A 25,472-nucleotide genomic window follows, 5' to 3' on the forward strand; every position below is an offset into this window, starting at 1 on the left:
AAATCATGCTGAACTACAAATCTATTCTGAAAAGAAAACCTGCGGGTCCCACCCGAACCATTAAAGCACTGGCTGCGGCTGACTGCCCTGAACACCCCTTTGCCCGGGTGTTGGTGCTGTTGATGAGTGAGGCGATTTTTGCGCTTTTAGTGATTGTGCTCAACTTCGTTTTCCGCGAAGTGTATATGGACGTCTTTATCACTCAGACAAGTCTTGATGCAGTGGTGCCCCGTGAACAATACGTTGATATGTGGGCCGTGGGATTGCGCTTTGATGCCCAGTTTGCCTACTACATGATGCTGCCGGGCGTCTTTGTGGCGATCTTCGGTCTCCTGGGGCCTGCCTTTTTCAAGCTCTGCATGAAGATATTGGGCACGTGGTTTACCCTCTGCGCCTTTTATCTGATTGTGACCACGATTGCCAACATTCACGTACTGGGTGCCACCGGGCTGCCCTTAACAGCTGCACAATTGAGTGCCTTTTTTGATGCACCGTTGAGTCACCTGTGGGCCTACAGTTCGGATTTCCCCATTTTCTTTGATTGTCTGATTACCGTTGTTGTGACCGGGATCTTTCTTGGTCTTTGGCAGCGATTCACGACTATTTTCAGTACCTCTTCGCTTTGGAAAAACGAAAATTGGACCAATTGGCTTTTGTGCCTGACGTGCTTTTTCGGCCTGATGTGGACATCTGTGCAATCTTCGATCACCACGAGCGATCCGCTCACACCGCGCCATGCACTCATCAGCGAATATCCGATGGTCAATTTCATCGTGATGAATGCGCCGATGAGTATTTATTACTCGGATGCGCATGAGATGCTTGCTCATCCGGAGCAAACACAAACCCATTGATTGTATCGGGCGCTTTCACGGCGCCCGTTTCCATTTGTTAAATTGACTTACATGATCGGCCGGCTCTCATTACAATGGCGGCATCAGTAATAAGTATTTGAAAAATGGCCTTCTTTCCTGAAATTACCCGTCCGCAAAATACTTTAGGACGTTTTCTGCTGATTTTTACGCAATGCTTTACATTGGCGGCGATTGCCATTGTCTTCATGGCCGCTATCCGTGAGCTTTACTATTGGCTGATGGTCGTAGCCGAAGTGCCCGCCGAGATGATTCAATCCGACGACGTCTGGCGCATGCGTTTTTTAGGCCTTCGCTTTGATGCCCGAACCGGCACAACGCTTGCGATCGTTCCGCTTCTTCTGTCTTTGTTGCTGTTTTACTTTAAAGCCACCTGGAAACCATTAACCAAAGCACTGACGGTTTGGAGTGCGTTTGCCTTTTTTGCCGTAGCGCTTTTATCCGTTTGCAATTTCCACTACATCCGCACTTTCCACACGGCAATTGACATCTTTGTTTTTAACTTCCTGCATGAAGAACCGCAGGCAGTGATGACGACCGTTTGGCAGGACTATCCGATTATTTCCAATTCGCTGGCCGTTATTGCCCTCACCATTTTCATGACCTGGGTTTGGGCAAAGCTTTTTGCTGCTATGAGCCGATCCACGATCTGGGATCAGCTCTCAGTTCTGAAGGCCTGCGCACTCATTGTGGTCGGTATTGTCGCTTTTGTCTTTCTCGCCCGCGGGTCACTCACCTCTCGTTATCCGCTGCGACGCAATAATGCTCAGGTCTCTGTTGTCAAACAGATCAATGAGTTGGTCTTAAATGCCCCGATGGCTCTTTATTACGCCAATCAGGACAGAAAAAATTCAATGACGTTTGAACCCGTCTCTCTTGAGCGAGGCGAGCGTCTTATGGCCGCTGCTCAAATCGGCTCACTTACTCAAAAAACAGATCACAACGAACAATTAGCGGAGCTTAAACCAAACGTTGTGTTTTTCATCATGGAAAGCATGGGCTTTAACATGATGAGTTACGACGTGCCGGGTAAAGTTGACCTGATGGGATCGTTGCGGGAACACTTCAAGTCCGATTACGTGTTCAAGCGCTTTACCTCCGCTGACCTTCACACTATTCAGTCGGTTGCTCAGCTTCTCTTTTTAAGTCCTGTCTCTCAGGTGAGCACGTCTTCGATTCGCAATGTGAGTTTGCCGGGTACGCCCTTTGAAGTGTACAAAAAGCAGGGTTACCGAACGGTTTTTGTCACCTCCGGCACCACCGCTTGGGAAAACATGAAGGAGTACCTCCCGCGTCAATACGTTGACGAAGTTTATGACCAGACGCACTTAATGGATCACTTCAACCTCACCTCCACCACCGAATGGGGTGTCGATGACCACTATGCGTTTGAGTTTGCTGCCGATCTTGTGAAAAACTCCAAAGAACCGGTATTTGTCGTGGTGTTATCTACCTCCAACCACCCGCCCTATCATGTGCCGGCGGGTTACACTCCGAAGCCCATTGAGGTACCCGAAGTCATCAATCAACACTACTATCACGATGATTACGATGAGTCGCTTCTGACCATCATGCAGACTTATCAGGCCAGTGCCGATGCTTTGGGAAAAACGATTTCCGAGCTTAAGTCTCTGAACAATCGAGCCATGGTGATCGGCGCGACGGCAGACCATCGCATGCTCGGGATGAAGCCACTCCTTGAAGACGGACCTTTTAAAGATGTCGCCATCCCCTTTTACGTCTGGGCTTCCGATAACGTGAAGTCAGCAGTTGATATTCACTTTGATGCCAAACGTGTGGGATCGCACAAAGACATTTTCCCGACACTTTACGCATTGAGCCTGTCGGATGCGACCTATCGGACCGTGGGCGGGCGCAATATGCTCGCGCCTGCTGATGATCCGCAACGCGCATTCGGCTACAACCTGACGCTTTGGGCTGATGAAAAAGGAGTCTATACGCTTAAAGGTCCGATCCTTTTTTATCCGTGGGCCGATAGCGAAAAAGAATTCTTTACGGATTACACCCAAATGCGAGAAGCAACGGCTGAGGAAAAAGCTCGCATTGAAGCGTACCGGGCACTGGATTTCTGGCAGTTAAATGAAAGAGCTTGCGGGACTCGTTAAGATCTTCAAAAAAACTCTAGCAGCATCAACGAACGGAACCAATATTCTTGCCTCCGGTTTTAGGCCACCGAGTAACACAAGCGCAATACCCGAGGCATATTGGGTTTTTGTCTGTTCCGAATAGCATCTCAAGCCGAAACCGGCTTGATATTGATATCGAGTGCTTTAAGAATATGAAGGAAGGTAGAAAGCTTTGGGTCTCCTTCATCGCTCAAAGCCTTATACAGACCTGCACGAGTCATACCGGCTTTTTTGGCAAGTTGACTAATTCCTCGAGCTCGAGCAATATCTCCAAGCGCCTTTTTAATAAGTTTTCCGTCGCCCGAATCTTCCATGAAACACGCTTGAAGATAAAGAAGACTATCTCTTTCATCTTCCAAATAATTTTGAATGTCAAAAGGAAGCAACTTTTCTTTTATCATTTATTCGCACCCAAATTTCTAATAAGGCTCGATCCATCGGCAAGAAACTTCAGTCTTGCGAAATCAAGTTGATTCAGTGAAGCTCTGTACTTTACGGCATTGTAGTTTGTGTATACTACAGTTTACAACAAGGTAAAGTCATTATGAAAGATTGTCAATGCATTTTTTGTAATTTAAGCAAAGACAAAGAGATCATTGCCGAGAATGATCTCGCTGTCGCATTTTATGACGGCTTTCCAGTGAACCCGGGACATTCTCTTATTATCCCTAAGCGTCATGTTGCAAATTATTTTGATTTAACTTCTGAAGAATGCGCCGCCATGCAGGATTTATTAAGAGTCATCGGGTAGGTGACGGGATATAGCCCGTCACCTCCCACAACACCGTACGTGCGGTTCCGCATACGGCGTTTCATTCAAGCAATCCCCTGAAGTTTCAGGGAATACAATCCCAACCGTACGAACAAGGCGTTCGGGATACATATCCGCATGTGTGGGGCTCTGGCGTTCCACCATGGTCCTTTGCCGTTATAGGCCGATTTCCAGGCGTTTTGCTCATCCAACCCTCTTCTGCGCAGCTCCTTTTGCCTTGTTCCAGGCTTTTTCCAGGCTCGCCATATCAAGCATCTCAGGTGAGTTCGGATATTGATGTCCAGCTTTTCAAAGAACTCTTTTCGAGTATCTAAACTGAAGTAGTTCCGCCACCCCCTCAGTAGCTGTGTAAGCTTTTCAATGGCGAAGCTCAATGATGTGCCTCTACTCCGTCTGTAGATAACCTTCAGCTTTTCTTTTAACCGTTTGACTGATTTCGGCGCCACGATAATACGTGCTGGACGTATCGGTGGAATGTGTACCCAAGAAAGACTGACTCGTATGGACGAAAGGTACCGCTCTTATCACGGTTTACCCGTAATTTGAGCCCTCCCTCCAAATATTTCGTCACACTTTCGAGCACTCGCTTTGCCGCCTCTTCGGACTTCACATAGATGTTGCAGTCGTCAGCATATCGGCAGAACTTATGTCCCCGTTTTTCCAATTCACGATCAAGCTCCGTCAGCATAATGTTCGACAAAAGCGGACTTAGGGGGCCACCCTGAGGTACCCCTTCTGATCTGGGCTTGACTAATCCGTTCTCCATGATTCCGGCGTTTAAATACTGACGAATCAGTTTCAGGATCTTCTTATCGTCAACTACCTTAGCGATACGGCTCATTAGAATGTCATGATTGACTCTGTCAAAGAACTTGGACAGATCCAATTCAACCACCCATTTATAGCCTTGTTTGATGTATTCCTGTGCTTTCAGTACAGCCATCTGAGCACTGCGACCCTGACGGAAACCGTAACTGTTGTCACTGAATTGCGGATCAAACATCGGTGTTAGGACGTTGACTAGCGCCTGTTGTATCACTCGGTCAATGATCGAAGGAATGCCGAGCATTCTTGTACCCCCATTGGGTTTGGGAATGTCGACCCGTTTTACAGGAAGCGGAATATAGGTTCCATTGATGATTTTCTGGCGGATTGTTCCTCCGTGTTGTTTCCAGTGGTCTCTTAACTCATCGACAGTCACGTGGTCTACACCCGCGCTTCCGTGATTCGCTATGACTTTCTGGATGGCTTCCTCGATGATCATGCCGTGCATGACTGTTTCGATTCGGCACCATTCAGGATCTGCTTTCGTCCACTCTCGGTTCGTCATAATCAAAACTCCTTTTGGACAGGGGCCAGCGACCGATCACAGATTCCGTCTGCTCTCGGAAGAGTCCTGTTCCGACACTGTGTGCTGGATAATTTATTGATCATGAGAGTCGAGTAGAGGGATAGTCCATACAACCTGAGGGGACTTCCCTCCCTCACAGAACCGTACGTGCAGTTTTCCCGCATACGGCTCTTCAAATCAACATCGGTTAGTATTGCCAAATAGTTTTAGTTATCCGTGGTGGCTTAATGAAGCGATCCCATAACTCAGCAAATCGTTGCTTTGTCATTGGTCTTTTCTGTCCCCTACGTCTGAGCATCAGCAGTGTCATACGGTGTACGCACCACATGAAACCTACTATGGCTTTCATGTTTCCATTGATGCCATAGTAGTTGTAATGTCCTTGTAGCTTCAGATTGATCAACTTCAACGTCTCAACCATTGGCTGATTGATTCGTTTCTTTAGCCACTCTTTCACTGCCAACCGTTTGACCTTTAGCTTCTTCCTACTGCTGATGATAGCTACCCTATAACTGCCTGTTCGAGTTTTCCCATTGACAAAAGTAAAGCCTAGGAAATCGAACTTATCTTTTGTTTTAGAAAAACGCCCAAACGGCAAGATACGTGTTTTATCTTCAGCAAGTTCCAGACCGAATTGATTGAATCGTTCCTTGAGCCATTCCATGATGTTTTCTGCATCGTCTTTTCTCTGAGTCATTAGGAGGAAATCGTCAGCAAAACGACAGTAGTAAACTCGTCCTTTTGTTCTCCTTTTCACTACTTTCTCTACCCAGAGATCCAGTACATAATGCAAGTAAACATTCGAAAGTATTGGCGATATCAGACCGCCTTGCGGTGCCCCTTTATCACTTTCCAGAATCTGCCCTTCATCCATAATGCCTGCTTTCAAGAACCTCTTGATATATCTCAGGAAATTCTTGTCCGAAATATCATGTTGAAGAAACTTCATCAGCCAATCTTGATCCAGGTTATCAAAAAATCCTTTGATATCGGCTTCCAGCACATAATTCACTCCCTGATGCATGACAGTGCTGTCTATATATCTGATTACGTCATGCGCACTTCGCCCTGGTCTGAACCCGTAGGAACAGTCTAGAAAACGCGGCTCGTAGAGCTCAATCAGTATATCGGCCATCACCTTTTGCACCAGTCGGTCTTCATAGCTCGGCAAGCCTAACGGTCTTAACTTGCCGTTGAATTTGGGGATATAGACCCTTTTGACCGGCAGGGGAATGTATTCAAAGCGCTTCATTCGGTCCACGAGGTTTTCAAGGTTACTCATTAGATGCTCTGCATAGAGCTCCTTGGTCACCTTGTCTACTCCCGGAGACTTCCTTTGACTTTGTTCATCATGTGCTTGCCAAAGATGAGCTAGATCCACTCGATTTATCAGTGTCGATAACTTTTCATATTTCAGCGATATTTCCCTTATAGACTTTGGTTTATGGTCCATGTCTTCTGACGGATCTCCAGTATCCAACATGTTCAACCTCCGTCTAATGTTGATTTGCCGTCCCCTTCGCTCCGCCTGCTTTCACAGGTTTCATCACTACTATGAGACGGTCCGACTTCTGTTGTTTCTTCAACCCCTCCTTAGTTTTGTTGACCTTGTCAGGGTTTTACCTTCTTTGAGGAAAACAACAGATCTCCCAGGTACGCAAAATACACCTTATGCACGCTCGCCACGCCCTATGGCCCCGATGGATACTGCCGTCATCTCGCATTAACGATGGGGCATTGCTGCCTACTGTGGCGGAAGATCCACATTGGCATCCATTTTTTGACTTAACGGGACTCGATGGCTTCACGCTTTCGCATTGCGGCTCTCGTACTCCGTTGCCTACGCTTAAACCTCACCTCACGGTCTCGATTCCAAGGCTACGTACTGACTGCTTGCTAGGCTTTGTCAGGTTAGGATTTCCACCTAACTGTGTATTTAACGCCGAACTGGCGCACCCTCCGAAGTCTACTTGCACTTAAATGTTCGGCCCTTCAGGTTACCCCTACTATGGCCTCGGCTGACTTCCATCAAAGCATCCCTTCACCTTACGATGTCGGTTACCTTACGGCACTTTGATGGACCTCCCCGGGTATGACGCACTGCTTTCACACTTATACCTGTCAGATATACATATTGGGTTCCGTACGTGTATTTGGGCTTTGAAGAAGCACGACTTCTCACCCACCCAATATGCCTCATATCTGCTTCTTGTTCATCAGGTCAGTGTTTTGCTATCGGTTTCCTCCAGACCTCTTGTTACCAAGACGCCCTTACCGAGTCGCTACTTCTTACCCCACGTCGGGTGAAACGGTGGACTTGCACCACCAGCAGTGCGCCCTGCCGGGCGCACATGCAAAAAGGGACGTTGCGATGATTCGCAACGTCCCTGGCTTCTAGCCCACTAAGTCAAAGAATCAGAAGGCGTAACGAGCGCGGATTGAGAAGGCATTGTTCATGCGTTCATCACCGCCTACATCCAACTCATAAGAGGCGCCGACCGTCCAATTGCCCGTTTGAGCATTAACACCCAACGTCATTTGAACCGGTGCGTCGTCAATTACTTGAGTCTTGATGGTTTCCGTAGCCGTACTCCAACGAACTTTGCTTGTGGCTTCATCGTCACCGAAGCTCGGTACAACCGAGATATCAGCCATCGGCGCTACGCTCCATGAGCCGACATTGACATTGCCCGAGAAGGCCACACCCAACGGCACCGTAAAGATGTCCATCGTGTCGGATTCCGTCTTCAAAGCACCGGTGTAACCGTCAACATCAAGACGCGTCCAACGAAGCCCCGCATGCGGAACGATATCGATAGAACCGAGTTTGTAGAGGTATTCGCCGCCCAAACCTAAAGTCCATGCATCAGCCTTCACCTCTTCGCCGATGTCCATACCGAAAGCGGTAGCGGACAAATCGGACTTGGTGTGCATATAGCCGATATCGATCTTACTGTTGAAGTTACCCATACGGTGGCTGCCGTAGAGCGACACACCGACGAAATCGACATCATTGTCTACATCAATAGCTGCGTCCTTGGAGCCGCCGTCACCCTTACCGACCGTTACAGCCGCACCGACGATAGCGCCGCACGGAGCCACGGTATCAGCGCCGAGCACAGCCCCGTAGAGATCCATGTCGTAGCCGCCGTTGCCATACAGATCCTTGGCTTGGTTGAAACCACCCAAGACATCGGCCCAAACCGTCACACCATCGGTGCGATCAAAGTTACCGGTGAGCGTCATACGACGATCGAGCGAACGATTCATGAGTTCAGAAGCATCCAAAGCAGCGTTGTAAACGCCTGATGTAGCAGCCAGGGCTGCCGCTTGGTTACTGATTTCAACAGCTTGAGCCTCGGTTTGTACGCCGAACTGAGTATGGTAAGCCAGGCGTGAAAGGAACTTCGTGCCGCGATCGACCGATTCAGTTCCTTCTTCATACGACAGGCCTGCATCCTGCCAGGTGTTCAAAAGATCGGCCAATTCCGTACCGACAAGGGTATCGGCACCGGCTGCCAAACGTTCAGCCGTGTAGGTGATCTGATTGCCGTTTAAGGCCAACGTCACATCCATCAGAGCATTGGCATTAACGATCACATTGTTGATGTTTTCTGCCGTCACACCCTCAACGGCTCCAGCCTTAATCACACCGATACCGGTATCGGTGATTTCAGCATTGACCAAAGAGATCTTCGCCTCTTTATCAATTTCAACCGTTCCGACAGCTTCCAGAGCAAACGTTTTATCGGTCAAACCGGCTACGTTAAACATCGCCAATGTACCGGCAGCAAGCTTAACGCCACCACCTTGCGGCAAGCCTTCATAGCCCTGAGTCGGCATGTTGTCGAGTTTCCCGTTAAGATAAATGGAACCCGTGGTCACTTTCAATGGCGCACCGATGTACATCACGGCTTGAATTGCATCCTTGCCGTATTGCAGTTTCGTTGCATCGAAAGCTTCAACTGCAGCCTGTTTATCAGCCCCGTAGACAAAAGTTGAATTTTGACCGACGATTACATCAGCCTTCAAACCATCACCGGATACCTGTTCAACAGTGAGGAAAGAGCCCTCAGACATCGGCTGACCATCGACCCATGCCGGATCAATAAAGATCATGCCTTTGTGATCAAGCGTGCCGACCGTTAGGTTACCGGCTGCATTTTGATTGCCGACTGCGATCATACCGCTACCGGAAACCGTATTGATTTCAAACGTACCGGCGTCGACCACTAATTGACTGTTTTCAGCCATCTCCACTTCGTGGGAAATCGTCCCTTGTGCGTTTTCAACGGCTGCGCCACCCAACTGCAGATTACCGCTTAATTGAATGGATTTTTCACCCGCATCTTCACCGAAAGTGACGAGTTCCAGGGATTGACCACTCGTACCGAAAAGGGTCAGGGTGTTGTTTTGTGCAACAGAAACGGCCTTACCGGATTCGACAACCAAAGACTTCACGCCAACCGTCTTATCAACAGTCGCCTCTCCACCTTCTTGATCAGCAGGAACCGTCAAATCAACACTCGTGGACGAGAAAGGATTATCACCGATTTCATCAAGTCCGACTTCCGTACGCTCATTGCCTTCATTATCAACAAGCGTACCGGTGAAGGTAACCGTACTAACCGGACTGTTGATGGCTTCGTAAGCCGTATTTGAATAAGCTAAATTCCACTTAGCATCGTTGATCGTAAGAGAACCTTTTATGGCCAAACCGTCCTTCAAACCGCCGACCTTCGCTTCCGTACCATTTTCACCCAAACCCGTCGTAAAGACTTGAGCGGATGACGTGGTCAGCATGGTTCCCTTAGCGATCGTTAACGAAGCACCGTCAGCAAGACTGATTTCTTGGGCTTGCATCGTCCCGGCAGACAAGCTGAATTGACCACCCTGACGACCGACAAACTTTCCGACAGTAAAGTCACCACCTTCGCCGACAGACATCGTGAAGGTTCCGTCAGAGACCAGTTGATCTGCGTGCAGCGTACCACCCGTTACAGAAGCATTACCTTGAGTGGCTTGAAGAACTTGAGTTGAAACACTGCCGCCCGTGACTTGCAAAGCCAGAGTGTTGTTAACGACCGGGCGATCGACAACCACCTTCTTCCAGGAGTAATCACCGGCAGAAACAACAAATTGCGAGGGCACAGACGCTTCGGTCTCACCGGCATCGGGACGAATGATCACACCCGTCATAAAGTCTTCATCGTCGATTGCACCTAAGATGCCGCCTGCCAATTCAAATCGACCTTCAGTAAGCAAAGCATTGCCGTCGGCGTCAAAGACATCATCGTGCAGGCTTTCGAGATACTTAGCACCGGTTTGAACAACCCAATCATCGCTTCCGAAATGACCGTAGTTAATCAAAGTCGTGCCTGCACCTAAAACGACCTTGCCTTCAGCTTCGATATCGCCGTTTTCATCATTGGTCAGCGTCACGTTTTCAAGCGTGATCGAATCGGCCACGTCCATGACAAGAGAGTTCGTGACCGTAGCATTGCTGATAGCCAAACTGCCTGTGCTGAATTGGGCGTGCTCGCCACTTGCAGCGGTTGCAGCATTAAATTTCACTTCCTGTCCGTTACCGTTAATGGCAATGGCACCCATCCCGGTCACGTTGCCGGAAATATCCACCGCACCGTTGATCGTCATTTCGCCGTCAACGGCAATTGCCATCTTGTCATCAACAAAAACAGCACCGTTCAGTGTGCTCTTACTGCCTTTAGCGAAGGTAACACCGAAGTTTTCAGTTGTCGGATAGGCTCCCTGATCGTCGCTTGTTTGTTGACCGTCAGGAGGTGTCAAGGTGTGTTCCACATAAAGGGCGTAAGCATCACCGGCTTCAGATTGTGCAGAGAGAGTAGACTCACCGGTAAAGGTCAAATTCGCATTACCCGTCACATAAACCGCAGTGGCTCGATTCTCTCCGATACCCTGAGCATTGACAGACAATGTACCGTTGGAGACAAAAGTACCGTTATCGGCAAAAATACCCGCAACATCGTCACCTTGGGCATTGATCGTTAATGAAGCGCCTTCGCTAACGCTTACGGTTGCAAAGGTATCCGCATTATCCTTATCGGAGTAATGCATGAAAAGGGCATATGAGGCACGATCTTGAGCGACATTATTGACCGAAATCGTGGCATTACCACGCTCAAACTCCATTTCCGGCGCATCAACTGCGTCGGCTGATAACAAGACGCCGTAGACATCCACACCGTTTGCATGGGTCGACGAGGCAGAAATCAGAGTCTCATCAGCCGAAAAGACGGCTTGACGTTTATGTTGAGCATCAGCGATCGGATTTTCTAAAAGGTAACCGTACACAGCCGATTCGCCATGTTCATCACGCTGCATGTCGGCCGTGGCAGAAATCAACGTCTGACTGCCCGTGAAGTGGAGAACGCCGCCTGCGTGATTAAAGCCCAACACTTCCAGATAGTTCGGTTGGGAAAGACCGGACACACTCACACTGATACTGGCATTATTGGCCGTAATCGTTTGATCCTGATCTATGCTGTGCACGCCGGAAATAAATGTCACATCCTGGTGACTGTCATCTCCATCTGCAAAAAGCACACCGAAATTCTCAAAGCCATTGGTAGCTCGAATTTCATCCAAATCAGATTGGGTGAAGCTTTGATCAATAGAAAGTGTGGGAGAAAGATTATCACCGGTTAGAAGGACTTGATTGGCTAAGACGTCGTGAGAATCGCCCTCGTCGTAAATCTTCACTGCAGTCCAATTGGTTAAATCAACTGCATCACCGGGTCTTTGTTGAGCTAAAGCTGAATGGGAAACTAAGCTAAATGAAGCTAATACCGCTGCCGCAATCAATGATGTGCGAAAGCGTTTGGTTTGGGGAGGGGCAGAAAATGCCATAACATGTACTCCTTGTAAAATCAAAAGAGATATATGTCATTGTAGGCTTTTAATCTGCCCAAAAAAGATTAATTGTCTTCTCTATACAACAAAGAGTTAGAGGCAAAATCTTAGCGGCGGCCGGCTGCCTGATCTTTGGGCGCTTGAGCCGGTGCGGCAGGCGCTTGAGCGGCAGAATCATCCTTTTCTTCTACCCATTCCGGGAACCATGCATCCGGATCATCCACCTCTTTGCCCCAGCCGGCAATAATGGCGGCTACGACAACAATCACGAACAAAATGTTGAGAATCAGACGAATGGTCTTTTTAATTTGGGCCATATCGGGCATGGATTACTCCTCTTCAGACTTATCCACAGGAGGGGTTTCATCGGGAGCAAGGCCTGCAAAATAATGGGCCCAGCCGCTCATGAAAGCATAATATTCTTTTCGCGAAATGGGTTCTTTACCCTGCTGCGGGGCTCGGGCATGCTCAAGAAACGCCTCTAAAAAACGCCCGAGCGCACGAACGATCACGTCGTCTTCCCCTTCGCCCTCATGACGCGCCAAGTGTTCACGCAGGGGGTCACCTGCCCAATGAACTTTCTTATTGATGCGTTTGTCTTTGACCCTACCTTGGAAAATGCCCAATAAGTCTTCGTACACATCCTTAGCCTGATCGTGAATATCGGCTGCCTCCGGATGATACGGTTCATTTTCCTTGATCCATTGACTCGTTGAGACCGTGATGGCCAATTCTTCCAGAAGCTCCATCACGATATCGGGGTTACTCACATCAATCAAAGGCAATTGTTTGACCGGTTTACTCAATTGACCGAATAATGCCATTTTTCATTCACCTGCTAACTTAATTATTCTCATGCACGACGCCTTCGGGCAGAGGCAATACACCGATCCCTTCATCGAGAAGTTCTTCGGCTTCTTCAACGGTACAGCGCCCGTGAATTCGACGTTGCGGCGCTTTACCCTGATGCACGGCGCGAGCCTCTTCTGCAAAACGTTCCCCTACGTTTTCACTGTCCTTTAAAAGGGTACGGGCAGCGCTGTAAACCTTGCTGCGAATTTCAGCCTCAAGTTCCCTGTCGGACATTTCCGTTTTGGCTTTATCGCGCGAAGCCAACACATAAGAGGCGGTCGGCACCCGTTTGACATTGGTCGTATCGCAATAAGGACACGCCACGAGATGAGCCTTGATTTGTTCGTCGAGACTTTCGACCGAATCAAACCAACCCTCAAACCGATGACCGAATTCGCAAACGCAATTGAAAACTTTCAAGAAGAGCACCCAAAGAGTTCAAAGACTGTTATTTTAGCGTTTTCGCCTGAAGTCGGCGCCGTCTTTGCTCGAAAAGACAAACCGCTGCCGCAGCCCCGACGTTAAGCGACTCACAATCTTTGATAATCGGAATATAAAGCCGTTTATCGGCAACCGATAAAGCGGCTTCACTCAAGCCCGGCCCTTCAGCACCCATCATCCAAACGGTGTGATGCGCTTCCCAATTGGGCGTCTCGTAAAGATCTGAGCCCCCGCGGGCGTCGGCGGCCAAGCGTGTTGCATCAAAAGCCCCGGCTAAATCCGTCACGTCCACGTTTTCATAAAGTCGTGCGGCAAAATGCGCCCCCATCCCCGCTCTGAGCGCCTTGGGTGACCAAAGGGAGGCACTGTCGCGGCTTGCTGCAATAACCGTGACGCCTGCGGCGACGGCCGTACGAATCAGCGTGCCGACGTTACCCGGATCCTGCACGCCGTCAAGATAAAGGACGTCACAGTCGGCATTCTGAGGTAACGGTTCTTCTTTAATCCTCACTTCGGCAATGACGCCAGCTCCATGCTCCACGGGTGAAATCTGATCGTAGAGTTTATTGTCCAGAACGTAACAGTCCACACCTTCATCAGACCAACGTCGGACAACGTCGCCAACCTCGTCGCTCACACCGGAGGCCCTGAAAATTAAAGCTGCCGGTTTAATTTTTCTTTCAGAAAGAGTGAGCACCAAATGAGCACCTTCGGCTAAGGTCGCTCCTTCCTTTTTAATAAAACGGGTATTGTCAGCGAGTTTTTTCCAACGCTTGAATTTCGCGTTTGCATCACTTTGAATGGTTTGATAACGCATCAATAACCTCCGTGACGGGGGCAAATGTTTTTCTGTGAATCGGAGTCGGTCCGAAACGATGCAAAGCCTCAATATGCACCTCTGTCCCATAGCCCACATTATGCTCAAAACCGTACTGGGGATAACGCTCAGCCATTTTGATCATATAGGCATCGCGGGTGGTTTTGGCAATGATGGAAGCGGCAGAAATTTCAGGCACCAAATCATCGCCTTTAACAATGGCTTCACTGAGCCACTTCCAACGAGGGAGTTTATTGCCGTCAACACGCACAAAATCGGGTTCAACCGACAATCGCTCAACAGCGAGTTTCATGGCGCGAAGCGTCGCCTGCAGGATATTGATTTCGTCAATCACCTCAGGCCCCATCTCTGCGACCGACCAAGCAAGCGCCTTGGCTTTAATCTCTTCGGCCAACTCTTCTCGCCTGTGGGGAGCAAGCTTTTTACTGTCTCGCAACCCTTCAATGGGATTGGCGGGATCCAAAATCACCGCTGCGGCCACAACGGGTCCTGCAAGGCACCCCCGTCCGACTTCGTCGACACCCGCTACATGCGTAAATTGGTCAATAGAAAAGAGATCAAGACAGGAATTTTGCATGGTTATTGACCGCAAACCTGAGCGATCGCATCGGCCGCTAATTGAGGAGTATCGCGTAAAAGGGACTCATGCATTTGCGTAAAACGATCCATCAGACGCGCGTCGTTTCGGCGTTCATACTCACGCCAAAGGGCATAGGCCAAAGTTTCGGCGCGACAGTAGTACTGAAGCAATTCGGGCACCAGGCGTTCGCCTGCCAAAATATTCGGAAGACTCACGAAATCAATGATGCCTTTTTTCTGCATGAGAATACCGGTGAGTCCCGGCATGGCGTAACCCACCACCATGGGACGCTTAAACAAGGCCGCTTCAAGCGTAGCCGTACCCGATGCTACCAAAACGGCATCACTTGCCTGCATAACCGTGTGACTATCCGAGGCAATGATGCGGGTTACCGCCTGCGCTTTAGGGAAATTTTTGAGAACTTCTTTAATCTGGCTTTCTCTGGCCCGATCAGCCGCCGGCACTAAAAAGAGGCTTCGTTTATCAAATTCGAGAACTTTTTCGCAGGCGCCGAAAAAGTGCGGTCCGCACCAGGCGACTTCTGCCTGACGCGATCCCGGTAAGACCGCGAAAACCGGTCCCGTGGGATCAATCCCCAATTTTTCACGAGCCGCATCCTTATCAGGCTCCATCGGGATTTCCCGAGCCAAGGGGTGTCCGATGTAGGTCGACTCAATTCCGGCCTCATCCATGAGCTTTTTCTCAAAGGGGAAAATAAGCAGCATGTGATCGACTGCCCGCTTGATCTGATGAATACGCTCGGGGCGCCACGCCCAAATTGAAGGGCAGACAAAGTGAATGGTTTTAATCCCTTCGCGTCTCAAATATTCCTCAATGGCGAGATTAAAGTCCGGTGCATCCACGCCGATAAAAGCACGGGGGGCAAGTTGCGCCACACGGCGCTTCATCTCGCTTCTTAACTTTAAAAGTGAGGGAAGCTTTTTAATCACTTCGACGTAGCCGCGAACAGAAAGCGCCCGGCTGTGATGCCAAGCATCGAGTCCTGCCGCAATCATCCGATCGCCGCCGATCCCGTACATTTTTTCATCGGGATAACGGTGGGCGACCTGCGGCAGCACCAAAGAGGCGATAAAGTCGCCGGAGGTTTCTCCGGCGAGCCAGACCAGATCACGAGCCATCAGTCGTTCTTCGGACGGATAATACCGCGTTCACTCGAGGCGATGAAGTCACGCATGAGCTTGAGCTCGCGGCTCACCTGAGGATTGTTGGCGATAATCACATCAAGCGCTTGCACGGCTTCAGCAATACGCAAGCCGTCACGGTAAATCACCTTGTAAGCAGCCTTAAAAGCGTTGAGGGCTTTCAAATCGTACCCTGCACGACGCAAACCGACGATATTTAAACCGTGCGGTTCGGCGGGATTGCCGTTACAGATGACAAAGGGAGGCACATCCATCACAAGAATGGAGCCGCCGCCCACCATCGCGCCTTCACCGATTCGGCAGAATTGATGCACGCCTGCCTGCCCGCCGATGATCGCACGATTGGCCACGATGCTGTGGCCAGCCAATCCGACGTTATTGGCCAAAATCGTATCGTCGCCGATGATGCAATCGTGAGCGATGTGAACGTTAGCCATAAAAAGATTGCGGTTACCGACAACGGTAATGCCGTGATCCTGGACCGTACCGGTCGCAATGGTGACATGCTCACGAATGACGTTGTCATCGCCGATAATCAAACGCGTATCCTCACCTTTGTATTTTTTATCCTGAGGTTCGCAGCCGACACTGGCATTGGGGAAAATACGATTGCGTTCACCGATTTGCGTATTGCCCAAGATATTCACATGCGAAATGAGTTCGGTACCCGCACCGATTTTCACTTTCGGTCCGATCACGCAAAACGGTCCGACGACCACGTCATCGGCCAATTCCGCAGAGGGGTCAACTAAAGAAAAATGATGAATTTTTGCCATAATGGCTCGCCTTATCTCGGTTGTTAATCATGGCCGGCAACAAACGGCATCCGCCGGCCTCGCGGCTTGTTGACTCACGGAGTCGGTCAATCCATCTTGCGACGAGCGCACATCATCGTGGCCACACAGGCAACCTGATCGTCCACCATGGCCGTTGCTTCAAACTTACCGATACCGGCACGATCCTTGATAAAGTGGCAGTGAATGCGCAATTGATCACCCGGCTGCACTACCTTCTTAAAGCGGGCATTGTCGATACCGGCAAAGAAATAGAGCGAACCGTCATTGCGCTGCTCTTCGGTCAAGCGAGCCAAAGCCAACACGGCGCAGGCCTGAGCCATCGATTCGATGATCAATACACCGGGCATCACCGGGCATTCCGGGAAGTGGCCTTGGAACTGAGGTTCGTTGGCGGTGATGTTTTTAATCACAACAGCCGTCGTCAAATCTTCGGAAACACTTTCCACACGGTCAATCAGCAAAAACGGATAGCGGTGCGGAAGATACTTCAGAATATCTTGAATGTTGTATTTCATTTTGTTCACTTACCTTCATTGGAATTGTCAAGTTTGGCTAAAGCCTCTTCGAGCGCACGCAGACGTTTGCGCATTTGAGGCAATTGTTTAATCAACACAGCCGAGCGTTCAAAGTCACGGTTGGGCATTGCAGGGAAAAAGCCCATCATAAGCTTCACATCGTCCGGGAAAGAAACCACGGTCGTGGCCGGTCCCACCGTCACGCCGCTCGGAATCGTAATATGACCGTTGATGTTGGCTGCGCCCCCCACGGTCACGTGATCGCCTAAAGTGGTGGATCCTGCCATACTGGCCGCACCGGCCATCACGCAGTGCTCGCCGATTCGGCAGTTGTGGGCAATCTGAATGAGGTTATCGATCTTCGTGCCCTTGCCGATCACCGTATCATCGAGTGCGCCGCGGTCAACCGCCGTATTGGCACCGATTTCCACATCGTCTTCAATGCGGACACTGCCGATCTGGGGAATTTTGACCCATTCCCCGTTAAAGGGAGCAAATCCGAAACCGTCGCCGCCGATGACGCAGCCTGACTGCAAAATGCAGCGTGCACCGATCGTACAGTGATGATCAACCGTCACATTAGGGTGCAGTCTCGTGTCTTCACCGATCACCGAGCCCAGGCCCACCACGCAATTGGCACCGATCCAAGCCCGAGCGCCGATCACGGCATGATCTTCAATGACGGCTCCGGCGTCAACACGGGCCGTCGGATCCACTTTAGCAGTAATGGCCACGGAAGCATGCGGATGAATGCCGCTTGCAAATTTGGATTCAAGTTTCTCCACAACTTGAAGTGCAAAGGCAAACCACGCATAGGGATCAGGCGTAATCACCATCGCACGGGGGCATTCTTCGCCATAAATCTTTTCTTTATCTTCCTGACGAAGGACAACGACCCCGGCCTGACAGTCTTTGACTTCACCGATATATTTAGAATTGGCCAAAAAGGCCACTTCATCGGGTTTGGCATGACTTAACGCACCGATACTGCGCACGCAGACCCCTTCGAAAGGTCCCACCAATTCCTGCGCCAGACGTCCGGCGCTCTGACGACGCACGGCTTCAACCAAAGCCACGATCGGATAAGCAGTTCTTTGGGTCATGATTTTATTTTCCTAAAGCTTTGATCACCTGATCGGTAATGTCCACATTGGGGCCGACGTACACGGCCTCCTGAACGATCAGGTCATACTTGCCCTTTCGGGCGATGTCGCGAATGATATCGTTGCTGCGCATCAGAATGGATTGCAGTTCTTCATTTCTGCGACGATTTAAATCTTCACGCAATTCACGTTCACGGCGCTGCAGGGAACGCTCACGATCGGCAAGTTTTCGCTCTTCGGCCATGCGTTCGGTATTGGACATTTTCGCCACGCGTTTTTGGAATTTTTCCACGTCGGCTTTCAACGCCCTTGCCGAGACAGAAAGCGATTTTTCACGGCTTGCGAATTCTTTTTCAAGCTTTACTTGAGCTTCGTGTGCAGCCGCACTTTCCCGAAGAATACGATCGGGATTGACCACACCGATCTTGGTGTCGGCCGCAGCCGACTGAGCCACTACTGCTAACGCCAAACCCAACGTAAGCACCAACTTTTTGAGCATATTTTCATGCACTCCATGTACGCTCAAGGGAAAGGCGGTCCGATAAAACCCCTTTCCCCCGAATTTTCACTCTCCGCTCGTCAAACGGTACAGACGTTAGAAGCCGGTACCGATCTGGAACTGGAAGCGTTCGATATCGTCGCCGTCTTTATCATTAATCGGCGCTGCGATACTGAACTTCAACGGGCCTAACGGCGAAATCCAGGCTACGCCGACACCAACGGAGTAACGCAGATCAGACAAAGAAATACTCATCTTGTCATCTACACGACCATTTTGTCCGTAGGAATCGCCCCAGACCCAACCGCCGTCAAAGAAGGTAAACCAGCGAAGCGTACGGTCAGCACCCGGCAAAGGCATCAACATTTCAAAGGAGAAGTTAAGCGAAGCATTACCACCGGCACTATCGCCTTCTCCACCACTGGAATTATCCTTCGGACCTAAGCTCGAATTTTCATAGCCACGGACACTACCGATACCGCCAGCGTAGAAGTTCTTAAAGAACGGGTATTCTTTGCCGCCCCAGCTGTCGCCGTAGCCGATTTCGCCGTTAAAGGCCAGCGTCAAGTCGCGCGTCATCGGCCAGTAGTGTTGCAACTGGTAGCTTGCACGATAGTAGCGAAGATCCATCACCGGAAGCGTCACTTCGCCTGATAAGCGCTGATAGGTACCGCGAGTCGGTGCCAAAGCGTTATCGCGGCTATCGCGCGACCAACCGATGGTGGCCGCCACAGACTTCGGAGAGTCACCAAAATCATCTACGTATTGCTTATAACGTCTCGGAGCTCTGTCACCGGCATCCACGAGTGTATTTTCGATCTTGGCACCCAAATACACACGGTCAAATTCTGTAAACGGAATACCCCAGCTCACGGACGCACCACGGGTTTCGTATTCCAAATCGTCGGCCAAATCCAACTCATCCATATCGACTCGGCGATCATATATATCGATCGAGCGGGAGATGCCTTCAGGGGTGACATACGGTTCAGTCAAAGACAAAGCGTAGGTACGGGTACTGTCAGAAGTATTCACTTCCGCGCTCACGGCTTTACCGGTACCGAAGATATTGTTCTGAGCAAAACCGGCTGACAAAATCACACCGTCACTCGTGGAGAAACCGGCACCCAAGTTGATGCTGCCTGTCGGGCGTTCCTTCACGACCACTTCCAAGTCAACCTGGTCGCGCGTACCGGGGACCGGCTTCGGATCCACCGTCACGGAATCAAAGAAGCCCAAACGGTCAATACGGTCACGAGAGAGCTTCACCTTTTCGCTGTCAAACCAAGAGGCTTCGTACTGGCGGACTTCACGACGGATCACTTCATCCTGAGTCTTGCTGTTGCCGGAAATGTTCACATGGCGAACATAAGCACGACGGCCCGGGTCAATGGTGTAGACCACCTTGGCTTCATTTTCACCCGTCACCACAGGATTCGGGCGAGCCGATGCAAAGGCATAACCCAAGCTCGAAAGCTTATCGGTAATGGCCGTTGAAGCATTATTGATGACTTCGGCGTTATAGATCGTGCCCGGTTCAATTTCGATCAACTGCTCAAGCTCACTTTGCAGACCCAACAAGTCTCCGGTCAATTCCACGCCGGTGATGTGATACTGCTCGCCTTCGGTCATGTTGATCGTGATGAAAATGTCTTTCTTATTCGGAGCGATCGAAACCTGAACGCTATCGACCTTAAAATCGATATAGCCGTTATTCATGTAGTAGGAACGAATCGCTTCGATGTCGGCTGCGAGTTTTTCACGAGAGTAGAGATTGCTCTTCGTGTACCAGCTCATCCAACCGGACTTCGTCAACTGCATCTGTTCCTGAAGCGTTTCATCATCCATGATGCGGTTGCCCACAAAACGGATGGATTCAATGCTGGCTGCTTCCCCTTCGTCAACGACGATCGAGATACGCACGCGGTTACGGTCAAGAGGCGTCACAGTCGTCTTGACATCCACGCCGTAGTAGCCGCGAGCCAGGTATTGCCGGCGCATTTCCTGGTCAGCACGATCCAAGGTGGCGTGGTCAAAAATTCGGCCTTCGGCCATACCGACATCGCGCAAGCTCTGTTCAATAGCTGCGTTATCAAAGGCATGGATACCCTGCGTGCTGATCGAAGCCACAGCGGGTCGTTCCTGCACCTGCACAACCAACACATTGCCGTCACGCTCCAAGCGCACATCACGGAAAAGACCGGAGCCGTAGAGCGAGTGAATGGCCGTGTTACCCTTGGCGTCCGTGAACTCGTCGCCTACCTGGAAGGGCAAATGCGAGAGCACCGTGCCGGGTTCGGTACGGGCGATACCTTCAATTCGGATATCTTGAATAACAAAATCAGAGCCCGCTGCGAAAACGGTCCCTGCGATAGACATGAGCGCCGTCGCGACGGAGGCGCGCAAAAGGGAAGACTTCAAATGCATTTTAAATCTAACGATTTGCTCGGATGGCCTATTGTATCAGCCTTATAAAGTCATTGGAAAGAGCTAAAACCCCCAATGCAACAACAATTAACAATCCCACTTTCTGGCCGGCCTGCATTACCGTTTCCGGCAAAGGCCGTCCTCTGAGAATTTCCATCAAATAATACAGGAGGTGACCGCCGTCCAACAACGGTATCGGCAGTAAATTCAAGAGCCCCAGACTGACGGAAATCATGGCAAGAAACGATAAATACACGCGCCAACCCATTTGAGCGGTTTTACCCGCATAGTCAGCGATCGTCACAGGTCCGGTGAGGTTTTTCGTGCTCGCCTCCCCCGTCACCATCTGCACCACGGCTTTATACGTGGTTTTGGTAATGGAAGCCGTACGCTCCAAGCCCGCGACCAATCCATCGATCGGACCCTTGGATAACCAAATGAGATCAGGCATGATGCCGACATTAACGCCGATCACCGCACGTTCTTCCTTCACCCCTTTTTCATTATCCACAAGGCGAATCTGCGGCGTCACGGTCACTTCCCGCACGTCACCCTTTTCGTTTTTAAGCGTAAGCACGATGGGCTCCTCGCCCACCTCACGAATATAGGTGACGAGCTCCTGAACCGAAAGCCCGTAGCGACCGTCCGCGCTTAAAACGATATCCTTTTCGTGAATGCCCGCTTGCGAGGCCGGGGAATCTTTCTGGATATTAAAAAGAATCGGATCACCGTAACGGATGTTGATTCCCAATTGGGCAAAAGGACTCGCACTGTCTTCATCAATCTTGAGATCTTTCAGATCAAAGTAAACCGTATAGCGGCTGCCCGAACGATCGAGCACCACCGGGACATCGCTTTCTCCGATATGCTCCAGAACGGCCCAATTGAAATCCTCAAGCCCCTCCACATCGTTATCACCGACTCTGACGATCCGGTCCAGACGTTCGATATTGAGTTGCGCGGCCTGCGAGTATGGCGTCGGAGTATCCATGACCGGTCGGATTTCAGGCTGTCCGCTCCAGGCGATGATCGCATAAAAAAGAACGGCAAGAATAATATTGGCAAGGGGCCCTGCCGCCACAATTGCAAAACGCTTATAAACGGACTGACGGTTAAACGCGCGGTGAAGTTCGTGAGGCTTGGCCGTGCAGCCTTCCTGGCGCTCATCGAGCATGGACACATAACCGCCCAAAGGCAGCGCCGACAGACACCACTCGGTCTGATCCTTACCCATGCGTTTGGAAAAAAGCACCGGCCCGAAGCCGAAGCTGAATTTCAAGACCTTCACGCCGCAAAGCCGTGCCACAAGGTAATGGCCCAGCTCGTGAAAAGTAATCAGAATGCCTAAGGCAACGATAAACGCAACAACAGCCGTTACCATCGGGCAATCACCTCACGAGTTTTCACGCGAGCCAAATGATCGGCGTCGAGCACCTCTTCTAAACTTCTCGGCGCCGGCATCACCAACGTATCCATCATCTCCCTGCAAGCGCGGGCAATATCCGTGAATCCAATTCGACGGGCTAAAAAGGCCTCAACGGCAATTTCATTGGCCGCGTTTAATACAATGCTGGCGCAGCCTCCGCTGCGAAGCGCTTCATAGGCGTAACTTAATTGCGGAAAGCGTTTGGTATCGGGTGCTTCAAAAGTGACCGAACCTAATGCAGCAAAATCAACTCGCTTGGCAAAACCGTCGAGGCGTTCAGGCCATCCGAGCGAATAGGCAATCGGCGTGCGCATATCGGGTGCACCCATTTGCGCGAGAATACAGCCGTCAGCGTATTCCACCATCGAGTGAATAAGACTTTGAGGATGAATGACCACATCAATACGATCGGCCGGGAAACCGAAAAGCCAGGACGCTTCGATTACTTCCAAGCCCTTATTCATCAAAGTGGCACTGTCAACACTGATTTTTTGACCCATGTTCCAGGTCGGGTGTGCCACCGCGTCCTCAGGCGTCACGCCGCTTAAATCCATTCTCTTTCTGAAGGGGCCGCCTGAGGCCGTAAGAATAATGCGAGCCTTGCTTCTTTGGGCATCGGAAGCCGAAGCCAGACACTGAAAGATCGCATTGTGTTCACTGTCAACGGGCAAAAGTTCGGCGCCACTCTCACGAATCGTCTGCATCAAAAGTGCGCCGCCGCAGACAACACTTTCCTTATTGGCTAAAAGCAAACGTTTGCCAGCGCGAGCGGCCGAGAAAGTGGGCGCTAATCCCGCCGCGCCCACAATAGCTAAGACGGCGACATCCACTTCGGGCAAAGCGGCAAGCTTTACTAAATCGTCTTGACCAGCCCAAACCTCAATGCTCTTGAGTCCTCGCTCAGCCAACTTTGCAGCCAATTCCGACTTCTTCGTTTCGTCGGCGGTCACCGCAATACGGGGTTTGAATTGTTCACAAAGCTTGACGAGTTCATCCAAGCGGCTGTTGGCTGTTAAAGCAAAAACGTTGTAGCGATCCGGATAGTGCGATAAAACATCGAGGGTCGATCCCCCGATCGACCCCGTTGCACCGAAAATGGCGATATTTTGCATAGGAATAGTGAAAAAACGTGTAATTAACCGAGTGTGCCCGAAGCAATTAAGACGCAGAGTAAAAAGCCTGCGGGCAATGTCGGCATCATGGCATCGAGCCGATCGTAAAAGCCGCCGTGGCCGGGCAGAAGATTACTGGAATCCTTAATGCCTGCCTGACGCTTCAGAGCGCTTTCGAAAAGATCGCCGACGATGGATAAGCTCACCAACACAAAGGCAACGATAAGCCAAGCCACCGCCCCCATGGACTCAACGATGACGCCGGGCACTGTTTTGACGCCCGGCACAAACCAGGCAAAAATCAGCCCGAGGACGATCACGCTTAACATGCCGCCAGCAACCCCCTCCCAGCTCTTTTTGGGACTGATGGCCGGAGACATACGGTGTTTACCGAAAGCCATGCCGGTGAAGTAAGCCATGATGTCAGCCACCCAGACGATAGCCAGAAGTGAAATCACCATGGAAATACCGAATGAGGCGTACATTGCCACAAAGCCCAACCAGGCCGCAGGCGGGAAAAACACACCGGTGATGCCCACCACCACCCGATTGACGGGAAGACCGGTTTGGCGGGCAAAATAGACTCGAATGGAAATGCCGACCCACAAAAGCGTGATCACAGCCAGATACATCACAAAGATGCCCGAGAGATTGGCATAAAGCATCTGGTACTCACGCGCCGCTTCATGAATCATCTGAAGATCAAGATAGGCAAGATAAGCCGTGCCGCTTACCGTCCCACCGACGATCAAGGCCAGAACGCCGCTTGCCACTGAGCTCAGCCCTGAGAGTTTAAGCCATTCCCATTGCGCCAGAATGAACCCCACGGCCATGACACCGGCAAAAACCACCGGCCCCATTAAGTAGGAGACAATCAGAATCAGTAATAAAACAATAGCCGTGATTACTCGTTGCTTGAGCATCGTCACTCTCCGTGTTCGAGGGCTTGGATCTGTTCACCGGTCATGCCGAAACGGCGTTGGCGGCCGGCGTACCAATTAAGAGCCTCGTCGAGGTCCTTTTCGTCAAAATCAGGCCAAAGCGTTGCCGAGGCAAAAAGCTCGGCGTAAGCGGCCTGCCACAAAATGAAATTGCTGATGCGCTGCTCACCGCCCGTGCGAATCATCAAGTCGACAGGAGGTGCCCAGTCAAAGGCGAGATTCTCGTCTACAAGCGCTTCGGTGATGCGCTCAGGATGTGTTGCAATCGTCGGCTCTTTTCGCACAATGTTGCGGAAAGCCTCCACAATGTCCCAGCGGCCGCCATAGTTGGCACAGACCGTCAAAATCATCGTTTCACAATACGAGGTGATGGCTTCGCTTTGTCGAATGCTTTCTTGAATTTCCGGGGAAAATGCCGTCAAATCCCCTGCCACACGAAGTCTGACACCGTGTTCAAGCATCGCTTGAGCTTCTTTTTTGAGAGCGGTGGCAAAAAGTCTCATCAAAGCGTTGACTTCATCGGCCGGTCGCTTCCAGTTCTCACTGGAAAAGGCAAACAAGGTCAGATAGCGCACACCGCGCTTGGCCGCGGCTTCGATAACGCGGCGCACGCTTTGCACGCCGCGGCGATGACCTTCGGCGCGCGGCAGGAAACGGCGCTGAGCCCAGCGGCCGTTCCCGTCCATAATAATGGCGACGTGGCTCGGAGCCCCGCCGCCCTTTTGAGTCACAACAGTCATTGCGG

The 25,472-nt window shown here is 50.6% G+C and carries 23 protein-coding genes; 3 read left to right on the forward strand and 20 right to left on the reverse strand.

Annotated elements, in window-relative coordinates:
- The first annotated feature begins 5 nt into the window (after positions 1-5).
- Both H5985_RS04995 and H5985_RS05000 read left to right on the forward strand, forming a co-directional pair.
- Positions 6-854, forward strand: a complete 849-nt coding sequence (locus tag H5985_RS04995) for an LTA synthase family protein (protein WP_205050214.1) — start codon at positions 6-8, stop codon at positions 852-854.
- 104 nt (positions 855-958) lie between these two features.
- Positions 959-2,998, forward strand: a complete 2,040-nt coding sequence (locus H5985_RS05000; protein ID WP_205050215.1) for an LTA synthase family protein — start codon at positions 959-961, stop codon at positions 2,996-2,998.
- A 128-nt stretch (positions 2,999-3,126) separates the two neighbouring features.
- Here H5985_RS05000 and H5985_RS05005 read toward each other — a convergent pair whose 3' ends face one another.
- Entirely contained in the window at positions 3,127-3,420 is a 294-nt protein-coding gene (locus tag H5985_RS05005; protein WP_205050216.1) for an addiction module antidote protein, read from the reverse strand.
- A gap of 143 nt (positions 3,421-3,563) precedes the next feature.
- Between H5985_RS05005 and H5985_RS05010 the strand changes: the two genes are divergently transcribed.
- Entirely contained in the window at positions 3,564-3,770 is a 207-nt protein-coding gene (locus tag H5985_RS05010) for an HIT family protein (RefSeq protein ID WP_205050217.1), read from the forward strand.
- A gap of 65 nt (positions 3,771-3,835) precedes the next feature.
- Here H5985_RS05010 and H5985_RS09435 read toward each other — a convergent pair whose 3' ends face one another.
- The 19 genes from H5985_RS09435 to uppS form a co-directional block, all read right to left on the reverse strand.
- Positions 3,836-4,237 carry a group II intron maturase-specific domain-containing protein gene (locus tag H5985_RS09435; RefSeq protein ID WP_338124955.1) on the reverse strand — a complete coding sequence of 134 codons (402 nt, stop codon included), beginning with the start codon at positions 4,235-4,237 and terminating at the stop codon, positions 3,836-3,838.
- The gene (gene ltrA / locus H5985_RS05015; protein WP_239481616.1) at positions 4,210-5,121 is read right to left on the reverse strand and encodes a group II intron reverse transcriptase/maturase; all 912 of its coding nucleotides are present in this window, start codon (positions 5,119-5,121) and stop codon (positions 4,210-4,212) included. Before ltrA (H5985_RS05015) ends, H5985_RS09435 begins: the two co-directional genes overlap by 28 nt.
- A gap of 208 nt (positions 5,122-5,329) precedes the next feature.
- Positions 5,330-6,625 (reverse strand): group II intron reverse transcriptase/maturase, encoded by a 1,296-nt coding sequence (gene ltrA, locus H5985_RS05020; protein ID WP_205050218.1) that lies wholly within the window; start codon positions 6,623-6,625, stop codon positions 5,330-5,332.
- A gap of 932 nt (positions 6,626-7,557) precedes the next feature.
- Positions 7,558-12,030 carry an autotransporter family protein gene (locus H5985_RS05025; RefSeq protein ID WP_205050219.1) on the reverse strand — a complete coding sequence of 1,491 codons (4,473 nt, stop codon included), beginning with the start codon at positions 12,028-12,030 and terminating at the stop codon, positions 7,558-7,560.
- A 110-nt stretch (positions 12,031-12,140) separates the two neighbouring features.
- The gene (locus tag H5985_RS05030) at positions 12,141-12,359 is read right to left on the reverse strand and encodes a hypothetical protein (RefSeq protein ID WP_205050220.1); all 219 of its coding nucleotides are present in this window, start codon (positions 12,357-12,359) and stop codon (positions 12,141-12,143) included.
- A 3-nt stretch (positions 12,360-12,362) separates the two neighbouring features.
- Positions 12,363-12,857 (reverse strand): hypothetical protein, encoded by a 495-nt coding sequence (locus tag H5985_RS05035; protein ID WP_205050221.1) that lies wholly within the window; start codon positions 12,855-12,857, stop codon positions 12,363-12,365.
- Positions 12,858-12,876: 19 nt separating this feature from the next.
- A complete protein-coding gene (locus H5985_RS05040; RefSeq protein ID WP_205050222.1) occupies positions 12,877-13,305 on the reverse strand; it encodes a DUF1178 family protein in 429 nt (142 codons plus the stop codon).
- Positions 13,306-13,333: 28 nt separating this feature from the next.
- Positions 13,334-14,143: a TrmH family RNA methyltransferase gene (locus H5985_RS05045; RefSeq protein ID WP_205050223.1), complete on the reverse strand. Its 810-nt coding sequence runs from the start codon at positions 14,141-14,143 to the stop codon at positions 13,334-13,336.
- Positions 14,118-14,741, reverse strand: coding sequence for a ribonuclease HII (gene rnhB / locus H5985_RS05050; RefSeq protein ID WP_205050224.1), 624 nt, complete (start codon positions 14,739-14,741; stop codon positions 14,118-14,120). The genes H5985_RS05045 and rnhB overlap by 26 nt, the downstream gene beginning before the upstream one ends.
- A gap of 2 nt (positions 14,742-14,743) precedes the next feature.
- A complete protein-coding gene (gene lpxB / locus H5985_RS05055; RefSeq protein WP_205050225.1) occupies positions 14,744-15,883 on the reverse strand; it encodes a lipid-A-disaccharide synthase in 1,140 nt (379 codons plus the stop codon).
- A complete protein-coding gene (gene lpxA, locus H5985_RS05060) occupies positions 15,883-16,683 on the reverse strand; it encodes an acyl-ACP--UDP-N-acetylglucosamine O-acyltransferase (protein WP_205050226.1) in 801 nt (266 codons plus the stop codon). The genes lpxB and lpxA overlap by 1 nt, the downstream gene beginning before the upstream one ends.
- An 86-nt stretch (positions 16,684-16,769) precedes the next feature.
- Positions 16,770-17,228: a 3-hydroxyacyl-ACP dehydratase FabZ gene (gene fabZ / locus H5985_RS05065; protein WP_420892574.1), complete on the reverse strand. Its 459-nt coding sequence runs from the start codon at positions 17,226-17,228 to the stop codon at positions 16,770-16,772.
- Positions 17,225-18,322, reverse strand: a complete 1,098-nt coding sequence (lpxD, locus tag H5985_RS05070) for a UDP-3-O-(3-hydroxymyristoyl)glucosamine N-acyltransferase (RefSeq protein WP_205050228.1) — start codon at positions 18,320-18,322, stop codon at positions 17,225-17,227. The genes fabZ and lpxD overlap by 4 nt, the downstream gene beginning before the upstream one ends.
- 4 nt (positions 18,323-18,326) lie before the next feature.
- Positions 18,327-18,821: an OmpH/Skp family outer membrane protein gene (locus H5985_RS05075; protein WP_205050229.1), complete on the reverse strand. Its 495-nt coding sequence runs from the start codon at positions 18,819-18,821 to the stop codon at positions 18,327-18,329.
- A 96-nt stretch (positions 18,822-18,917) separates the two neighbouring features.
- Positions 18,918-21,248 (reverse strand): outer membrane protein assembly factor BamA, encoded by a 2,331-nt coding sequence (gene bamA / locus H5985_RS05080; protein WP_205050230.1) that lies wholly within the window; start codon positions 21,246-21,248, stop codon positions 18,918-18,920.
- A 28-nt stretch (positions 21,249-21,276) separates the two neighbouring features.
- Positions 21,277-22,629 (reverse strand): RIP metalloprotease RseP, encoded by a 1,353-nt coding sequence (gene rseP, locus H5985_RS05085; protein WP_205050231.1) that lies wholly within the window; start codon positions 22,627-22,629, stop codon positions 21,277-21,279.
- Positions 22,623-23,786 (reverse strand): 1-deoxy-D-xylulose-5-phosphate reductoisomerase, encoded by a 1,164-nt coding sequence (locus H5985_RS05090; protein ID WP_205050232.1) that lies wholly within the window; start codon positions 23,784-23,786, stop codon positions 22,623-22,625. Before H5985_RS05090 ends, rseP begins: the two co-directional genes overlap by 7 nt.
- Before the next feature lie 23 nt (positions 23,787-23,809).
- A complete protein-coding gene (locus H5985_RS05095) occupies positions 23,810-24,709 on the reverse strand; it encodes a phosphatidate cytidylyltransferase (RefSeq protein WP_205050233.1) in 900 nt (299 codons plus the stop codon).
- A 2-nt stretch (positions 24,710-24,711) separates the two neighbouring features.
- Complete coding sequence (gene uppS, locus H5985_RS05100; RefSeq protein ID WP_205050234.1) at positions 24,712-25,467, reverse strand: polyprenyl diphosphate synthase; 756 nt, start codon at positions 25,465-25,467, stop codon at positions 24,712-24,714.
- Positions 25,468-25,472 lie beyond the last annotated feature (5 nt).

Source organism: Parasutterella secunda (assembly GCF_016901835.1).
Classification (GTDB): Bacteria; Pseudomonadota; Gammaproteobacteria; order Burkholderiales; family Burkholderiaceae_F; genus Aphodousia; species Aphodousia faecavium.